Source organism: Dongia sp. (genome assembly GCF_041909655.1).
Lineage (GTDB): Bacteria > Pseudomonadota > Alphaproteobacteria > Dongiales > Dongiaceae > Dongia.
On the sequence record NZ_JAYRDA010000004.1, the window covers coordinates 326,125 to 343,713 of the forward strand.

Annotated in this window: 18 protein-coding genes; 7 read left to right on the plus strand and 11 right to left on the minus strand. The window is 62.5% G+C overall.

Annotation, left to right across the window (positions count from 1 at the left end; translation table 11 throughout):
- Positions 1–6 precede the first annotated feature (6 nt).
- The 4 genes from radA to ACE3PR_RS10420 are packed head-to-tail and all read left to right on the plus strand — an operon-like array spanning position 7 to position 4,427.
- Positions 7–1,482 (plus strand): DNA repair protein RadA, encoded by a 1,476-nt coding sequence (gene radA, locus ACE3PR_RS10405; RefSeq protein ID WP_374371392.1) that lies wholly within the window; start codon positions 7–9, stop codon positions 1,480–1,482.
- Positions 1,483–1,495: 13 nt separating this feature from the next.
- Entirely contained in the window at positions 1,496–2,200 is a 705-nt protein-coding gene (locus ACE3PR_RS10410) for a CvpA family protein (RefSeq protein WP_374371394.1), read from the plus strand.
- Between the two features lie 38 nt (positions 2,201–2,238).
- On the plus strand, positions 2,239–3,693 hold the full coding sequence (gene purF / locus ACE3PR_RS10415; protein WP_374371396.1) for an amidophosphoribosyltransferase: 1,455 nt from the start codon (positions 2,239–2,241) through the stop codon (positions 3,691–3,693).
- Positions 3,690–4,427, plus strand: coding sequence for an SDR family NAD(P)-dependent oxidoreductase (locus ACE3PR_RS10420; RefSeq protein WP_374371398.1), 738 nt, complete (start codon positions 3,690–3,692; stop codon positions 4,425–4,427). The genes purF and ACE3PR_RS10420 overlap by 4 nt, the downstream gene beginning before the upstream one ends.
- A 7-nt stretch (positions 4,428–4,434) precedes the next feature.
- Here ACE3PR_RS10420 and ACE3PR_RS10425 read toward each other — a convergent pair whose 3' ends face one another.
- Positions 4,435–5,079 (minus strand): SOS response-associated peptidase, encoded by a 645-nt coding sequence (locus tag ACE3PR_RS10425; RefSeq protein ID WP_374371400.1) that lies wholly within the window; start codon positions 5,077–5,079, stop codon positions 4,435–4,437.
- 82 nt (positions 5,080–5,161) lie between these two features.
- On the opposite strand from ACE3PR_RS10425, the gene ACE3PR_RS10430 reads away from it, so the two are divergent.
- Positions 5,162–5,683, plus strand: coding sequence for a PAS domain-containing protein (locus tag ACE3PR_RS10430; protein ID WP_374371402.1), 522 nt, complete (start codon positions 5,162–5,164; stop codon positions 5,681–5,683).
- 2 nt (positions 5,684–5,685) lie between these two features.
- Here the strand turns inward: ACE3PR_RS10430 and ACE3PR_RS10435 are convergent, their stop codons facing one another.
- Positions 5,686–5,973 carry a 4a-hydroxytetrahydrobiopterin dehydratase gene (locus ACE3PR_RS10435; protein ID WP_374371405.1) on the minus strand — a complete coding sequence of 96 codons (288 nt, stop codon included), beginning with the start codon at positions 5,971–5,973 and terminating at the stop codon, positions 5,686–5,688.
- 19 nt (positions 5,974–5,992) lie between these two features.
- Positions 5,993–6,589 (minus strand): hypothetical protein, encoded by a 597-nt coding sequence (locus ACE3PR_RS10440; RefSeq protein ID WP_374371407.1) that lies wholly within the window; start codon positions 6,587–6,589, stop codon positions 5,993–5,995.
- A gap of 177 nt (positions 6,590–6,766) precedes the next feature.
- Between ACE3PR_RS10440 and ACE3PR_RS10445 the strand changes: the two genes are divergently transcribed.
- Together ACE3PR_RS10445 and ACE3PR_RS10450 are read left to right on the plus strand one after the other, a co-directional pair.
- Positions 6,767–7,309, plus strand: coding sequence for a hypothetical protein (locus tag ACE3PR_RS10445; RefSeq protein WP_374371409.1), 543 nt, complete (start codon positions 6,767–6,769; stop codon positions 7,307–7,309).
- A gap of 147 nt (positions 7,310–7,456) precedes the next feature.
- Positions 7,457–9,247, plus strand: coding sequence for an ATP-binding protein (locus ACE3PR_RS10450; RefSeq protein ID WP_374371411.1), 1,791 nt, complete (start codon positions 7,457–7,459; stop codon positions 9,245–9,247).
- Between the two features lie 19 nt (positions 9,248–9,266).
- On the opposite strand, the gene ACE3PR_RS10455 is transcribed toward ACE3PR_RS10450, so the two are convergent.
- From ACE3PR_RS10455 to ACE3PR_RS10490, 8 genes are all read right to left on the minus strand, one after another.
- Complete coding sequence (locus ACE3PR_RS10455; RefSeq protein WP_374371413.1) at positions 9,267–10,259, minus strand: Hsp33 family molecular chaperone HslO; 993 nt, start codon at positions 10,257–10,259, stop codon at positions 9,267–9,269.
- A 10-nt stretch (positions 10,260–10,269) separates the two neighbouring features.
- Positions 10,270–11,196 carry an ornithine carbamoyltransferase gene (gene argF / locus ACE3PR_RS10460; protein ID WP_374371415.1) on the minus strand — a complete coding sequence of 309 codons (927 nt, stop codon included), beginning with the start codon at positions 11,194–11,196 and terminating at the stop codon, positions 10,270–10,272.
- Position 11,197: 1 nt separating this feature from the next.
- Positions 11,198–12,376, minus strand: coding sequence for an aspartate aminotransferase family protein (locus tag ACE3PR_RS10465; protein WP_374371417.1), 1,179 nt, complete (start codon positions 12,374–12,376; stop codon positions 11,198–11,200).
- 122 nt (positions 12,377–12,498) lie between these two features.
- On the minus strand, positions 12,499–13,308 hold the full coding sequence (locus tag ACE3PR_RS10470) for an ABC transporter permease (RefSeq protein WP_374371420.1): 810 nt from the start codon (positions 13,306–13,308) through the stop codon (positions 12,499–12,501).
- Complete coding sequence (locus ACE3PR_RS10475; protein WP_374371422.1) at positions 13,305–14,123, minus strand: ABC transporter permease; 819 nt, start codon at positions 14,121–14,123, stop codon at positions 13,305–13,307. The genes ACE3PR_RS10470 and ACE3PR_RS10475 overlap by 4 nt, the downstream gene beginning before the upstream one ends.
- 53 nt (positions 14,124–14,176) lie before the next feature.
- Positions 14,177–15,319, minus strand: coding sequence for an MFS transporter (locus tag ACE3PR_RS10480; protein WP_374371424.1), 1,143 nt, complete (start codon positions 15,317–15,319; stop codon positions 14,177–14,179).
- A 216-nt stretch (positions 15,320–15,535) separates the two neighbouring features.
- Positions 15,536–16,117 (minus strand): HupE/UreJ family protein, encoded by a 582-nt coding sequence (locus ACE3PR_RS10485; protein WP_374371426.1) that lies wholly within the window; start codon positions 16,115–16,117, stop codon positions 15,536–15,538.
- 141 nt (positions 16,118–16,258) lie between these two features.
- Positions 16,259–17,581 carry a cobyrinate a,c-diamide synthase gene (locus ACE3PR_RS10490; RefSeq protein ID WP_374371428.1) on the minus strand — a complete coding sequence of 441 codons (1,323 nt, stop codon included), beginning with the start codon at positions 17,579–17,581 and terminating at the stop codon, positions 16,259–16,261.
- Positions 17,582–17,589: the final 8 nt, after the last annotated feature.

The following is a 17,589-nucleotide window of genomic DNA, read 5'->3' on the forward strand; positions in this document are numbered from 1 at the left end:
CGGTGGATGGCCAAACCCGCCCGCAATTATGTCTGCCAGTCCTGCGGCGCCGCCTTTCCCAAATGGGCCGGCAAATGCGAGGCCTGCGGCGCCTGGAACTCGATCGTCGAAGAACCGTCGAGCGGTGGTGACGTCCCCAAGGGACTCAGCGGCAAACGCGGCAAGGGCGTCACCTTCGTGGCACTCGACGGCGATGTGCCGCAGACCATCCGCCGGCCGACCGGCATCGCCGAATTCGACCGCGTCACCGGCGGCGGGTTGGTGCGCGGTTCCGCCGTGCTCATCGGCGGCGATCCTGGCATCGGCAAATCGACCTTGCTGTTGCAGGTGGTGACAGCGCTGAAAGGCGTCCGTTCGGCCTATATCTCGGGCGAAGAGGCCGTGGAACAGGTGCAGTTGCGCGCACGCCGCCTGGGCCTCGGCCCGGAAGCCAAGATCCCCGCGCATGAGATCAAGACGGAACTCGCCGCCGCCACATCCTTGCGCGACATCATGGCGAGCCTCGACCGGCCGGACGCGCCGGAAGTGGTGGTGATCGATTCCATCCAGACGCTCTATCTCGACAGCCTCGATTCCGCGCCCGGCACGGTGGCGCAGGTGCGCACCTGTTCGGCCGAACTCATCCGCCTCGCGAAACTGCGCGGCTTCACCTTGCTGCTGGTCGGCCATGTCACCAAGGAAGGCCAGATCGCGGGACCGCGCGTGCTCGAGCACATGGTCGATACCGTGCTCTATTTCGAAGGCGAACGTGGCCATCACTTCCGCATCCTGCGCTCGGTCAAGAATCGCTTCGGTCCCGCGAACGAGATCGGCGTCTTCGAGATGAGCGACCGAGGCCTGGCCGAAGTGCCGAACCCCTCCGCTTTGTTCCTCGCCGAACGGCATGGCAATATTTCCGGGGTCAGCGTCTTTGCCGGCATCGAAGGCACACGCCCGGTTCTGGTCGAAGTGCAGGCGCTGGTCTCGCCCTCGCCGCTTGCCACCCCGCGCCGCGCCGTGGTGGGCTGGGATTCGGCGCGCCTCGCCATGATCCTCGCCGTCCTCGAAACCCGCTGCGGCCTCGGCATGGCCGGCAGCGAAGTCTATCTCAATATCGCCGGCGGGCTGCGCATTACCGAGCCGGCGGCGGATCTTTCCGTGGCGCTCGCCCTTATCTCATCCTTGTCGGACCGCTCGGTGCCCAGCGATCTCATCGCCTTCGGCGAAATCGGGTTGTCGGGCGAGGTCCGCATGGTGGCGCAGGCCGAAACCCGGCTCAAGGAAGCCGCGAAACTCGGCTTCAAGCGCGCGATCCTGCCGCGCCGCATGACCCAGGCCGGGGGCAAGCCCCTCAAGATCGAGGGCCTCACCCTCGTCGAAATCGGCCATCTCCAAGAAATGATCGATTGGCTCTATAATGAAGTGCGCTCCAATGCCTTGCAGGCAACGGTCAGCGCCTCACGGCAACAGCACCAGAACGCCAACCGGGACGAGAAGCGATAGGAGACCGCGCCAGTTGAACTTCCTCGACCTCATCATTCTGGGTGTCCTCGGCCTCTCCACTCTGCTCGCCTTCTCGCGCGGGTTCGTGAAGGAACTGCTCTCGATCATGGGCTGGATCGGCGCGGTCATCGCCACGATCATGTTGTTCGGGCCAGTCCGCAATCATGTGCGGCAATACATCGCGGAACCGCTTTTGGCCGATATCGCGACCGGCATCGGCATCTTCGTGGTCACGTTGTTCCTTTGCGGCATCGTCAACCACTGGCTGTCCTCCCATGTCCGCAATAACGGATTGGGTGCCCTTGATCGCTCTCTGGGCCTAGTCTTCGGCCTGGTGCGCGGCGCCGTGGTGGTCTGCGCCGCCTATATCCTGATGGCCTGGGTCTTGCCGAATCGGGAAGAACGACCAGATATGGTAAACGAAGCGCGTACCCTGCCGGTGGTCGAACGGGGTGCCGCCTTTATCCTGACCTTGCTGCCGGAAGACATTCTGAAACAAGGCGAGGAGGTCCTGGATCAGGGCCTGAAAGCGGTGGAACAGGGCCAGGCGATCGGCAATACGCTGGCGCCCCTGGCCCCCACCCTTGCACCGGGTGCGGAGCCCCTCGGCACAAATGCCGGACCTCCGTCCCAAGAACCGGGTGGACAAGAGACTGGTTCAGGGTATAAGGACGCCGAACGCAACGACCTAAACCGACTGATCCAGGGCGCCGAGTAGTTGATCTCATTAGCCCGGCCGGAAAAAGGTAACTGCCGATGATCACGACGCATCCCTTCGATGACGACCATTTGAAGGAAGAGTGCGGCATCGTTGGCATCTATGGGGTCGACGAAGCCGCCACCCGCACCGTTCTCGGCCTTCATGCTTTGCAGCATCGCGGCCAGGAAGCAGCCGGCATCGTTTCCCATGATGGCCAGGAATTCTACGCCCACCGTGCCATGGGCCATGTTGCCGATAATTTCTCGCATCACGATGTGGTGGGGCCACTGAAGGGCCATGCCGCCATCGGCCATGTACGCTATTCGACCACCGGCGAAACGGCGCTCCGGAATGTGCAGCCCTTCTTCGCCGAACTGGCCTTCGGCGGCATCGCTGTTGGCCATAACGGCAACCTCACCAATGCCGCGGCGATCCGGCGCGAATTGGTGAAGCGCGGCTCTATCTTCCAGGCCTCAAGCGACACCGAAGTCATCCCGCATCTGATGGCCACCCATCTGCGCGGCAATGTGATCGACCGTCTGATCAACGCGTTGCATCAGGTCGAAGGCGCCTATTCGCTCGTCGTCCTCGCCAAGGACATGGTGATCGGCGTGCGCGACCCTCTGGGCGTGCGGCCGCTGGTCCTGGGCAAGCTCGGCGACGGCTATATCCTCGCTTCCGAGACCTGCGCTCTCGACATCGTCAGCGCCGAATACATCCGCGACGTCGAAGCGGGCGAGATGGTGATCCTTGACGAGAACGGCGTCACCTCCATGCGCCCCTTCTCGCCGGCGCGGCAGCGCTTCTGCGTGTTCGAATATATTTATTTCGCCCGGCCGGATTCGATCATCGAAGGCACCAGCGTCTACGACGCCCGGAAGGCCATCGGCGCCGAGCTCGCCAAGGAAGCGGCGGTCGAGGCCGATGTCGTCATTCCGGTGCCGGATTCCGGCGTGCCGGCGGCACTCGGCTATTCCGAAGGCTCGGGCATTCCTTTCGAATACGGCATCATCCGCAATCACTATGTCGGCCGCACCTTCATCGAGCCCACCGACCAGATCCGGCATCTCGGCGTCAAGCTGAAGCACAATGCCAATCGCGCCAAGGTGGCGGGCAAGAAGATCATCCTGGTCGACGATTCGATCGTGCGTGGCACCACCTCGAAAAAGATCGTCGAGATGATGCGCCAGGCCGGGGCGACCGAGGTGCATATGCGCATTTCCTCGCCGCCGACCTCCTATTCCTGCTTCTACGGCATCGACACGCCGGAGCGCAGCAAGCTCCTCGCCGCCCAGATGAGCGTCGAGGAAATGGCCAAGTTCATCGGCGCCGATTCCCTGGCCTTCATTTCGCTGGACGGCCTCTACCGCGCGATGGGCCATGAAGGCCGCGACTCCAAGGCGCCGCAATATTGCGATGCCTGCTTCACCGGCGATTATCCGACCGAACTCACCGACCAAAGCACAGAAAAAGTCGCTCAGCTCTCGCTGCTCGCGGAAAAGAGCGCATGAGCGACGACACGGCTGGTCACTTCGCTACCGGCAAGCTCGGTGGCCGCATCGCCCTTGTGACTGGCGCGTCGCGTGGTCTGGGTGCAGCCATCGCTCGCGCCTATGCCCGCGAGGGCGCGGAACTGATCCTCACCGCCCGCACCGTGGGTGGCTTGGAAGAGCTCGATGACGAGATCCGCAAGATCAGCGGCAAGACCAGCCTCCTGGTGCCGCTGGACCTCAAGGACGGCGACGCCATCGACCGGTTGGGAGCGGCCCTCTTCGAACGCTATGGCCGCCTCGACGTGCTGGTCGGCAATGCCGGGCAGCTCGGCACCCTCGCCCCCATCGGCCATATCAAGCCGGCGGAATGGCAGGAGGTGCTCGACGTCAATCTCACCGCCAATTGGCGCCTCATTCGGTCACTGGATCCCCTGCTGCGACAATCGACGGCGGGGCGCGCCATTTTCGTCACCTCCGGTGCCGCGCGCGGGCCGCGCGCCTATTGGGGCACCTATGCCGTTTCCAAGGCCGCGCTGGAGATGATGGTGGGCGTCTATGCCCAGGAGATCCAGCAGACCAACGTGCGCGCCAATCTCATCGATCCCGGCCGCACCCGTACCCGGATGCGCGCCAAAGCCTATCCCGGCGAAGATCCCCAGACATTGAAGACGCCGGACGAAATCACGGCACCCTTCATCGACCTCGCCAGCGCCGATTTCGCCGGCAACGGCCAGATCGTCAACGCGCAATAGGCGCTCTCTAGGCGACGCGTCTGGTCCGGTCGAGATCCGGGCCGATCTTGAACGTAATGAAGAAATCTTCCGCCGGTTGCCGGACCAATCCCTGCACCGCCGGCATCGGCGTCGTGTTGTCGAGCCAGGCGCCATAGTCGGGCTCCTGGATCACCACCGGCATGCGGTCGTGGATGGGACTGAGCAGGGCGTTGGCCGCGATCGTGATGATGGTGCAGCTATCGATCTTGGCGCCCGCCGTGTCCTGCCAGCGCTCCCAGAGCCCCGCGAAAGCAAAGGCCTCGTTATCCGGTCGCTCGATGCGCCAGACCTGTTTTTCCTGTGGCCCAAGCTTCTGCCATTCGTAGAAACCATCCGCCAGGATGAGGCAGCGCCGGCGGCCGAAGGCGGCGCGGAAACTGGGTTTCTCGGCCAGGCTCTCGCTGCGTGCATTGAACATCTTCGCGCCGATCTTCGGATCCTTGGCCCAGGACGGCACCAATCCCCAGCGCACATTTCCCAGCGCCCGCGTGCCGTCGGCGCGGCGGCGCACCACCGGCACGTCCATCGTCGGCGCGAAGGCCGAACGCGGTGCCAGGTTCGGCTGGTTGTCGAAGCCAAAATGCTGGCGTACGGCCTCGACCGGCTGGGTGAAACTGTAACGACCGCACATAGGATCAGGATTTTTCTGGTGAAGCGCCGATTGCGGGAAGCCGTGCTATAATCAACCGGTGGTGTAATTTCCTGTGAGCCAAATGATGAGCGGCACAGATCCGTTTCCCGAATTCAGTCCCAGCCTGACCGAGATTACCTCGCCGCGGATTCGGGGCTTGCTCACCTATTGGCAAAAGAAATGCGCCGGCCGCGCCATGCCGGCACGGGAAGACATCGATCCCAGCGAGATCCGCGATCTCCTGCCCAATATCGTGATGGTCGATATCGAGCAGCCCTTCCGTGTGCGCTACCGCCTGGTCGGCACGCGCGTCGCCGATTTCAACCGCATCGATTTCACCGGCCGCTATCTCGACGAATTGCGCTGGGATGGACAGGGCCGCTATTCCCGGGCCTATCGCTATGCCTGCGAGCATGGCGTGCCGATCTATGGCATCGATACCTGGCCACTCGCCCATGATCATGCCGGCCGCAGCGAGATCGGCATCATGCCGCTCTCTCCTGACGGCAAGAATGTCGACCGTTGCCTGGCTATCGAGGATTTCCTGTTTCCCGAACATCAATTGCTGCGCCGCGAATATCTCGACACGAAGAATGACAGATAGAATTAGACCAGCTTGTCGATGTCGCGGGCCAGACGCAGATCGCGGGCACTGAGGCCCTGGCAATCATGGGTCGTCAGCAGGATCTCGACCCGGTTATAGACATTGCTCCATTCCGGATGATGGTCCTGCGCCTCGGCCAGCAGGGCAACCCGATTCATGAAGCCCCAGGCCTCGCTGAAATTCTTGAACTTGAAGCTGCGCTTGATAGCATCGCGATCCGTCACCAATTGCCATTGGACCAGTTCCGCCAATGCCGCCTGACGCTCTCCATCGCTCAGTTTCGCAATCATCTGCATTCCTTTCCCGCGATCAGCGCAGCAGCGGCCCCAGATATTGCGGGATGCTCTGCTCCAGCCGCGCGTTGAGATCCTTCATCGCACTGTCCAACAGGTTGAACAGCACGACTTCGCGTTGGTTCAGCGTCAGATCTTCCGGCACGGTCTGGCTGCGCGTCACCCGCTCGCTCACCACGCCGGATTTGCCGCTGATCGGATTGAACGCTTCCAGCCGCACCTCGATCGCCAGATCGTAGCGGTCGGATTGATCTTTTTTGAGAGCGGCGCTGAGGCCCGTCGAGCGCGGCAAGGGTGTCCGCGTGGCCGACGCCTCGACCACGGTGAAATTAGCCTGGCCCCGGGCACCAACGGCCTTCAGCCGGTCACGCGCCCATTGCGCGGCCGCCTCGACCGGCGCCTGCGGATATTCCGCGCCCATATCCTCTGGATTGTCCGTGGGGCGGTAGGCGCTCTCCACCTGCACACTCCCGACATCGAGGTTGATTGGGGCCAGATGCTGAAACGTCACATCGGCAAAACGCTGCCGGTTGGGCGGCGAGTCGCATGCGGTCAACCCGCCGAGGCTCACGGCCATAACCAGCAATGCAGCACTAATCTTTCGACTTTTCATGATGTTACCATGGAGATTCCCGGGTTTCGATCTGGCGCCGGAACCTTGCCAGCGAGGCGCAGCCCAGACAAGCGCCCAAGACGTGCCATATTTATGCGATTGCAAATCATTTGCAATTACGAGTCCACCTGCCTAGGATGCATCCACGCATTTCCACCGGCATCGGAGATTGAGCCCATGGTGGCCAACGACAATCATTGCTCGCAGGAACGTGCCGGCAGCGAATTGCTGGACGAGGATTCGCGTGAGCCCTTCATCGAATCCCTGCCTTTCGCCAGCCAGTTTGCGATCTGGGCAGCGCGCAGTTGGGTCACCGCGCTGAAGCTCGAACAGCCCTTCGAAGCCGTGAGCGGTGACACGTTCCGGCGCTTCGACCTCCTGGATGCGCAGCAAGCCCTCAACGAAGTCTTCATGATTGTCGCCCATGCCGCCGGACGGCAGATCGACATTCGCTGCATGAAGTGCCGCTATGTCAGCCCCGACGAGATGATTTTCCATCAGGCGCTCGCCGCCGCGCAAAGCGGTCGCGCTTTCGATGCCTATAATGAATTGCGGCAATGGCTCGCCCCCGCCGCGGCCCGCATCGCCTTCAATGCGCTGGCGCGCCTGGGCGAGTTGCTGGCCCGAGCAAAGCTTATGCTGGTTTCCTATGCCCAGCAGCCACATGCTGCCTTGCCGGATGTAACGACGATGCCGATGCCGTCACGCATCCTGCACTGATCTTACATTCCCATTTGTGCCGATCTTCCTAGCGCGCGATTAGCGATGAATTAAGCTTGCGCGACTAGAATATGCTCGACACCATTTGCATGACGGCGGGTCTCCAGGACCCGCCGGACAGGCGATGGCGAAGGGAAATACGTCGGCATGAGCCTGATAGCCAATGGCGAACATAACTTCCCCGAGCCTCCGGCGAGGCGGGCGCAGGTTGATCCTGACCGTCCCCTGCCACACACCCTGCTGCTGATTGCGATTCCGGTTATTGCCTTGCTGTTCGGTTCGATCGCCAGCATTGCGATCTACAATGAATTGCGCGATCGCGCCAATCTCGCCTGGTATGAAATCGCGCAGAATCAGACCGAGCGTCTGGATGATGCCTTTGCCGATCTCTTGCGCGCCGAGATGGTGCCCATGCGCACCATGACCGGCTTGTTCCTGGGCTCGGAGAACGTCACGGCCGACGAATTCCAGCGTGTCGTCGACGGCATGGCGGGGAATGGCCTTTCCGACCGCCATATCGCCCTCGCCTATCTGGCCCCGCAGGAGCCGAGTGGCTATCGGCTCGCCTTCGGATCGGGCATGGAACGCTATGGCGAGATCGGACAGAATGTGGCGCAATGGTCCGGCCTTGGCGCCGCCACCACGGCTGCGCAGACTCATCCACGCTACGTCCAGATGACGCCGGAGCCCCTGTTCCGCGATTCCGCACTCGATCGCTTCGCCTTCGTGCTGGCGCTCGACGAGGGCTCGCATCCACGGTTGCTAGTGGCGCCGCTCGATCTTGAGATGCTGCTTGCACGATTTGTGGCGGAGCGCGTGCCGGCAGGCCTCGCCCTCAGTCTTGCGCATCGTGGGGGCGATTCTTCGTCCGCCTGGTCCGTGCCACGCCTCGGCAACGGCCCGATGTCGCAGCCGGATGACACCATGGCAATCCACAGCACCATGATCATGGGGGGAACTGAATGGATTTTGACCTGGAATGTCGCGGACACCTTTCAGGGTGGGTCCAATCACAGCTTTGCCCAGGCCGTGCTGGTGGGCGGGCTCAGCTTCTCGCTCCTCGGATCGCTCCTCTTCCTGCTGGCGATCTATGAAATCCGACGCGAACGCGCACAGACCCTCAGCGCGCAACACGCCGCCGAATTGTTCCAGCGCCATGCCCTTGAACTTGCCCTCGCCCGCGACAGCGCCGAACGCGCCAATCGCGCGAAGAGCGAATTCCTCGCCAATATGAGCCATGAATTGCGCACGCCCCTGAATGCCATTGTCGGCTTTGCCGATATGATTCGCCTTGGCATCTGCGGCCAGGTCGCCAATCAGCGGCAATCGGAATGCATCCAGCACATCAGCGACAGCGGCGCGCATCTTCAGCACCTGATCAGCGATCTGCTGGACACCGCACGTATCGAAAGCGGCCAGATCGATATCTGCGAAGAGCCGCATGACGCCATCGCGCTGGTTCGCGAGGCTTTTACCTTCCTGCAGCCGGTGGCCGCCAAGAAGAACATCCGGCTGGTGCTGGAGGAAAGCCAGAACCTGCCCGATTGGCGCGTCGACCGGCGTGCGGCACTCCAGATTCTCAGCAACATCCTCAACAACGCGGTCAAATTTTCACCCTCGCATAGCGCCATCGTCGTCCGCCTGCAGCGGATGCCGGATAACGGCCTCGGCATCGCCATCAGCGATGACGGCCCCGGCATCCCGCCAGCGCAGCAGACGCAGATCTTTGAGCGCTTTTCGCGTGGCGATCCCATGGTCTCACGCCAGGTCGAAGGCCTCGGGCTCGGCCTTTGGATCGTGCGCAGTCTTGTCGAAATGCATCGCGGTGAAATCACGATCGACAGCGCGCAGGGTCGCGGGACAACCGTGCGGCTCTATTTTCCCCCACCGAGCTTTGACGCGCCGGAAAAGAAAGCCACCGCGTTTTCAACGCATTGAAAGATCAGGTCGGCGACCCTCAGGCTGGCCGGCTTGCCAGAATCTCGGCCAACGAAAAGCGGTACTCGCTGTTGCAAAATTCGCAGGTGACGACCAGATCGCCATCGACGGCGAGATCGTTGAGTTCCTCGGCGGCAAGCGATTGCAGCACGCGTTCAACCCGATTCTCCGAACAGCGGCATTGCGCATTGAGTGCGTGGCCGGGGAAAATACGGACACCATCTTCATGGAACAGGCGATAAAGCAGATCGGTGATACCGATATCTGGGCCAAGCAGCTCGGCGTCCTTTGCGCTCGCCATCAACACCATGGCGCGGCGCCAGGCATCTTCCGCCTCGTCCGTTTCCACATGCTCTCCGGCATCGCCCTCGTCCGTCCCTGCCCCGCTATGCCAATCCGTGGCACGGGCACCCTCCGGGAGCCAGCCGCCAGTGCCGCCTTCGCTGGGCAAACGCTGCAACATGATGGCGCCGGCGCGCCAGCCATGGGCGTGACGCGCCACCGCCAGCTTGAAGCCCGCCTGCAATTGCTCTGATTGACGAAAATAATGATGGATGCAATCGACCAGATCGGCGCCGTCGAGTTCGACGATGCCCTGATAGCGCTCGGCATGCTCGCCCTGATCGACCGTGAAGGCAAGATAACCGCCACCGGTCAGGCGCGGCAGATTGGCCTGGGCCAGCGGAATGGCAGCGACCGCCTCGGCATCGAATTGCGCATAACCTCGCAACGCCCCAGCCGAGGTGACGTCTGCCACCATCAGCCTAAGAGCACCGTTGCCCTTGGCCTGCAGCGTGAACACACCCTCATATTTCAGCATCGCCGCCAGGGTCGCGGCCAGCAGCATCATCTCGGTGAGGAGGCGCGCCACCGGTTCTGGATAGGCATGCTTGGCAACGATCTCGCTTGCCGACCGATCGATGCGGACCATGCGCCCGCGGACGCCATGCCCCTCGATCTGGAACGGCTGCACGAAATCGCTGGCGGGGATAAAGGTCCCGAGATCTGCCATGGCGCTCATGTTACAGCAGGCCGAGGCACCAATAAAGAATCCCCTGCTGCGCATGGAGGCGATTTTCCGCCTCGTCCCAGACCACCGATTGCGGGCCGTCGATGACGCTGGCCGTCATCTCGTCACCGCGATGAGCCGGCAGGCAATGCATGAAGACGGCGCCGGGATTGGCCTTGGCCATCAGCGCATCGTCGACCTGGAAGCGGCGCAATTGTTCGTGCCGGTCGATGGTGTCGGCATCGCCCATCGAGACCCAGGTATCGGTCACCACGCAATCGGCGCCTTTAACCGCTTCCGCTGGATCGGTCATGATCCGGAGCTTGCCGCCCTGGGCATGCGCCCAGTCGATCACGTCCCGCGGCGGAGCGAGGTTGGCGGGGCAGGCGATGTTGAGTTCAAAATCGAAGCGCACGGCGGCATGGATCCAGCTGGTCGCCATGTTGTTGCCGTCGCCGGACCAGGTGACGCGCTTTCCCTTGATCGGGCCGCGATGTTCCTCGAAAGTCATCACGTCGGCCATCAACTGGCAGGGATGGGTGCGGTCGGTGAGACCGTTGATCACGGGGATCGTGGCGTATTCCGCCAGTTCCATCAACTTTTGTTCCTTGGTCGTGCGCACCATCACACAATCGACATAGCGCGAGAGCACGCGGGCGGTGTCAGCGACCGTCTCGCCACGGCCCAATTGCGAGCTTTCGCGCTCCAGCACCACCACTTCGCCACCCAGCTTCTTCATGCCGATCTCGAACGAGACTCGGGTGCGGGTTGAGGGTTTTTCGAAGATCATCGCCAACGATTTGCCGGCGAAAGGCTTGTCGTTGCCGTTCGGGAAGTTCTTCGCCTTCACGGCTTTCGAGGTGTCGATGATGCGCCGGAGATCGGCGGCACTCATCACGTCGAGATCAAGGAAATGTTTCGGTTGAGACTTCATATTCATTTTAAGCAGCCTTGGCTTCGGCCGCCGCGGCGGCCAGCATATCGATGGCGGAATCAACTTCCGCATTGGTGACGATGAGTGGCGGCAGCAGGCGGAGGACATTGTCGCCGGCGCTGACCGTGAGAAGGCCAAGCCCGCGCAATTTATCCACCAGATCCGTGTTGGTGACGCCGCTCGCGCATTTGAGGCCGCGCATCAAACCCATGCCGCGCTTGCTCTCGAATGCGCCGGGGAATCGTCGCAGCAGCTCGTCGAGACGGCGGTCGAGATGGGCCGCTACCTTGTTGACGCGCGCGAGAAAACCGTCTTCCAGCAGCACGTCGAGAACGGCATTGCCAATGGCCATGGCAAGCGGATTGCCGCCGAAGGTGGTGCCGTGCGATCCCGGCTGGAAGGCCGCGGCGACGCGCTCGCTGGCCAGGCACACGCCCAGGGGAAAGCCGCCGCCGATGCCTTTAGCCGTGGCAAGGATATCGGGAGCAACGCCCGCCCATTCATGGGCAAAGAACTTTCCGGTGCGGCCGACGCCGCATTGCACTTCGTCAAACATCAACAGCAGGCCGAATTCGTCGCAGACCTTGCGCAGGCCCTGGATGAATTCGATCTGGGCGGCGCGCATGCCACCCTCACCCTGCACCGGCTCAATGAGGATCGCCGCCGTTTCCGGCCCGATCTTGGCGCGCACTTCATTGAGATTGCCGAAGGCGCAATGATCGAAGCCGTCGACGGCCGGGGCATATCCCTTGGAATATTTCTCGTTCCCGGCGGCGGCCAGCGCCGTCATGGTGCGGCCATGGAACGAACCTTCGAAGGCGATCACCCGGTAGCGGTTGGGATCGCCGAAATCGTCATGATACTTGCGGATGAGCTTCAGCCCGCATTCCACCGCCTCGACACCGGAATTGGCGAAGAAGGCCTTGTCGGCGAAGGTGGCTGCGACCAGGCGCTCGGCCAGGCGTTCCTGCCCCGGTATGCGATAGAGATTCGAGGTGTGCCAGAGTTTCTGGCCCTGCTCGATCAGCGCCTTCACCAGATGCGGATGGCTGTGGCCCAGCGCGTTCACCGCGATGCCGCTGGCGAAATCCAGGAATCGTCGGCCATCCGTCGCGAAGAGATAGGCACCTTCGCCCCGCTCGAAAGCGAGATCGTAACGGCCATAGGTCTGCATCAGCGCGTTCATGGACAGCCTCTATTGACGAAAAACGGGTTTCTGGACCCGGAAAGCGGCGACTATTCCGGGGATAGCCCCGGAATGTCAACCTTTGGGCCGCCCCCCTTTGTGGTACTGGGCAGGGCTGCGAATCAGGGTTTCAGGCGGTAGCCGCGTCGGAACCAGCCAAAAGCGACGAAAAAGAGGGCCAGATTGACCCCCAGCAGCACAATAGCGCCCGTCGCCAGGGGGGCCGAGGCCTCACCCGTCATGCCATAGCGGAAGCCGTCGATCACATAGAAGACGGGGTTGAAGCGGATGATCGCCTGGCCGAGCTCCGGCAGGCCGTCGACCCGGTAGAAAACCCCGGACAGGAAAGAGAGCGGCAGCAGCAGAAAGGTATGGACCGCTGAATAGGAATCCCATTTTTCCGCCCAGATGCCGACCAGGATGCCGATGAGGCCATGCAGGATCGTCCCCATCAACAGGAAGAACAATAGGGCTAAGGGGTCGTGCAGCCCCAATCTGGCAAACAGCAATGCGGCAATCGCCACCGCCCCACCGACCACGATGCCGGCCGCACTTGATCCGCCGAGATAGCCGAGCACGCGTTCGAGCGGCGACAGGGGCGCCATCAGCAGATCGGCGATGACCCGCTCATGCTTGTCGAAAATGAACGAGCCGCAGGCATTCTCGAACGCCTTCTCGCAGGCGACGAAAATGATCAGCCCCGGGGCGATGAAATCGAGCAGGGGGGCGCCGCCGCCAGCTCCCACGGTGATCATCGCGAGATGGAAGATCGCGAGATAGAGCAGCGAGGAAACGATCGGCCCCAGCAGTTGGTAATTATAGTCTTTGAGGCCCCGGCTGCATTCGCGCCAGGCGAGCGTGCGAAGGCCCAGCCAATTGACCGCGCCGAACCGGCGGGTGCCCAGCCCTTTTATGCTGCTGACCCCATTCATGCCTTCAGTCGCCAGCCCTGTTGGAAGGCACGGTAATTGATCGCGAGCAGAAGCAGGTTGACCAGGCTGAGAATGATGATGCCAAGGATGAGCGAACCGTCGGCATGACCGATCATGCCGTAGCGGAAGCCGTCGATCATGTAGAAGAACGGATTGAGATGAGCGAGGATCTGGCCGAATTCTGGCAGCCGCTCGGTCGAGTAGAAGGTACCGGAGAGAAAGGCCAGCGGCGTCACCACGAAATTGGTGACGGCCGCCATGTGGTCGAACTTGTCGCAGAGAATGCCCGCCAGAACACCGATCTGCGCCAGCATCAGGCTGGCCGCCACCGCGTGGAAGACGAGAAAGAGGGGATGCACGGCGTTCAAGGGCACAAACACCCAGATGGCGGCGGCCGTGGCCAAGCCCACCACAAGGCCGCGCGTCAGCCCCCCAAGAGCGACACCCAGGGTCAGTTCCAGGGGCGAGAGCGGCGGCATCAGGAGATCGACGATATTGCCCTGAACTTTGGCAATGAGCAGCGACGACGAGGTATTGGCAAAGGCGTTCTGCGTCATCGCCATCATGATGAGGCCGGGCGCCAGAAATTCCATATAGGGTACGCCGCCCAAAGTGCCCGCGTCCCGGCCCAGAGCCAGCACGAAGATGGCAAGGAACAACAGGGTGGTGACCATCGGGGCGAGGATCGTCTGCGTGCCCACCGTCCAGAAGCGCCTGACTTCCTTGCGATAGAGGGTGGCGAGACCGATCCAATTGAACTGGCCGTAGCGGCGGGGGGAGAGGGTCAGGGACATGATGGCGCGGACCTTATCCATCCCGCCCTCCGGCGACAATTGCGATCTGCGCAATCCCCCTCCGCCCCGGCGGATCAAAGCCCACGCGGCAGCTTCAAGGCCAGAAAGGCGCAAAACAGCGCGAAACAGGCATTGACCAGAAACACCACAGGAAGTGGAAAAAAGGTCAACAGAATGGCAAAAAGTGCCGGCGGGATCAGCGCTGCCGCATCGCGGTAGATACTGAACACCATGGTCATTTGCGGCCGTTCGAAGGCCCGCACCGCGCGCAGGAAGGTGACGACGGCAACCGAATCCAGCGAGACCGCACCGACCGCCGAGGCTATGAGGAGCGCGCTGGCGACCTCGGGATCGCCCGAGAACCAGACCACGCCGAAGGTCGCCAGACTCACCCACAGGAATGCGCCCGCGATAAATCGCCGAAGCCCGAGCCGCCGCCCGACCCAGCCAAAGAACAGGCTGACGAACAGCATCGCCGTGCAGGACGAGATGAGATTGCCCGCTGCCACATTGGGCATACCGGCCTGCACGAGATAGATCGGCGCATAGGTGAAAAGAGTTACCCACCAGCTCTCGCGCCCGAAATTGAGCATCCAGGCCAGCGTGAGGCGCTTCTGGCTGAAGAAACGGCGGATGTTGACCAGCGGATTCGACCGGCGCCCCACACTCGGTGTTGGCGCCTGCAGCTTCAACGCACGAAAATAGGCGAATAGGACGATCGCCGCGCCGATCGACACCATGAAAGGCAAATGAGGATCGACCTCGTAGAGGCGGATGCCGAGGAACGGTCCACCGACCCAGGCACTGGCCGAGAAGAACGTGCGCAAGGGCTCGGATTTTGCCAGGGCACGCTTCTCGATGAAGGCGGCGATATAAATGTTGAGAAGGCCAAGAAGGCCCGCCGCCGCCATCGAGCGCATCATCCAGCCGAGACCGAAACCGACGAAGCTGGCACTCATCATTAGGAGCGACGCGAGCCCCAGCATGGCGATGGCCAGCAGATAGGTGGCATGCGGGCGCCAGCGGTGAATGATGCCGGGGAGGGCGAGCGCCGCCGCGACGCCGGCGATCCCAACGACCGTCACGGTAATGCTGACATCGCGCGCCGAACCCAGGAGGCGCAGGGCCTCAAGCGGCAAAACCGGCGCCACGATCGCACGGGCGATCGAATCCAGTGTGAAAAGTGATGCAAAGAGAACCGGGCCGGGGCGAGTCACGGGGTCATGCCAAGAACGGGTGGCGGCGGCTGCGGCGACGATCATAAAACGGAAAATCCACGGCGGGAATGATCGCCGCATCATAGCGTGGCGCTGCTGAGGCGCGAGGGTCTCACTCCATCGGAAAATGCATAGCCGTCATCCGCTCATGAGCGAACAGCCGTTTCGCGATGAAACGGCCGCCGCAACGCAACAGAAACAGCGATGCCTTTGGGTCTAAAATCCGGCCAGCAAGGCGCCGCCGAGAATTGCCGCCAGGAAGCCGACACCTCGCGCCAGCATCGGCTTTGCCAAACGAGCAAAAGCGGAACCGAGGCCGAGGCCAATGCTGTGCAGGATGGCGGTTGAGATCATGAAGCCGAGACCATAGCCGAGCGCCGAGGCGGCTTCCGGCAATTCACTTCCATGGGCATGACCATGGAAGAAGGAGAGCAAGGCGACAATCGTCGCGGCCATCCCGCTCGGCAGTTTGGCGCCGAAAGCGACCAGGAGGCCGATAACAACGACCGAACCGGCAATGCCCAGTTCCACCTGCGGCAGGGGCAACGCGAAGAGCGAAGATGCCGCGCCTATCGCCATCGTCACCATAAAAGCGAGCGGCACCAGCCAGAGATTGCGACCACCCAATTGCATGGCCCAGAGACCGACACCGATCATCACCAGCAGATGGTCGAGACCGTTGAAAGGATGCACCAGGCCGGCGGCGAAGCCACTGCTCCCATGGCCGGTATGGGCAAATGCTGGCGTTGCGGCGAGGCTGGCCGCGACGAAAATGAAGGCTGGCAGGATCTGACGCATGGGGGAATCCTCGGGGCTGAGTTGACGCCGCCGCATGACCGAACTTTGCGCGCGCTTTTTTGCTGGTCCCCCGACCGCTGCGCTTCTTCAATCTACGGAAGGGACAGGGTGCATGAAGCGGGCCTGTCTTGGCAAGGCGGATCAGTTGGCCGCGCGGTCAATGAGATGCATGAAGGAGCCCATTACGGAACCCACGCGCCGGCCGATCGGTCCCAGATCGCGGCCCCGCGCATCCTCGACCTGAAACAGCGCGGGCGCAGCGCCTTCGCTCAGGGTTGTCGCATAGTGGAACTCGTGGCCCCGGATGACGGTACCCTTGGCACCCATGGGCCCGTCTGCGAGGAGCCGCGCCGCGCGGTAGCCGAGATGCAGCTTGCGCGCGGCAAAGCTGGTTTCGACCGGCAGCAAGCCGATCATCTCATGGCGCACACCCGCGGTGTCGGTGAGGCCGGTGCCCAGAGCCATGTAGCCGCCGCACTCGCCATAGATCGTGGCACCCCTCGCAGCAGCGGCGCGTACACCGTCCACGAAACGGCGATTCCCGGCCAGTTGGCCAGCATGCAATTCGGGATAGCCGCCGGGCAGGAAAACTGCATCCGCGGCCACATCCGGCGCCTCGTTGTTGAGCGGCGAGAACGGCACGATCTCCGCGCCCGCTTCCCGCCAGGCCTCAAGATGATAGGGATAGGAAAAGGCAAAGGCCGCGTCGTCGGCTAGGGCGATGCGCTGGCCCAAAGGCGGCAGCAGCGGCTGAAAGCCGGCGTCATCACTGGAAATCGTACCCGCCGCTGCGACGATACCATCGAGATCGAACCCTTCGCCGAAGGCAGCGCGCGCCTCGGCAAAGAAATCCGCGAGTCCCGCATGCTCCCGTGCCTGGACCAGCCCCAGATGCCGTTCCGGAACGGACAGCGCCGGGACACGCGGCAGATATCCAAGCGGCTTCAGCCCTGCCTCTCGCGCGGCCAGGGCCAGAATCTCGCGATGCCCCGGCCCGCCCACCTGATTGAACACGACCCCGGCGAATTTCAGGGCGGGATCATGGGCGGCGATGCCTTGCAGGATCGCCGTGGCTGTGGCGCCCATGCCCTTCACATTCATGACGAGGAGAATCGGGAGACCCAATGCCCGTGCCAGTTCCGCGGTCGAGCCGTTCTCCTTTCCCGATTTACCAGGTATGCCGTCGAAGAGGCCCATGACGCCTTCGACGATCACGAAATCGCCACGCGCCGCTTGTCGCGACAACAGCCCATCGAGACTCGACCGGCGCATCGCCCAGATGTCGAGATTGAAACAGGGTTTGCCGGTGGCGGCCGCATGAAATTCGGGATCGATGTAATCCGGCCCCGCCTTGCATCCGACCACGGAAATGCCGCGCGCCTTCAGCAATGAAAGGAGCGAGAGTGTCGCGAGGGTCTTGCCGCTGCCAGAGGAAGGGGCGGCGATGATGAGGCCGCGCGCCATAATCGGCC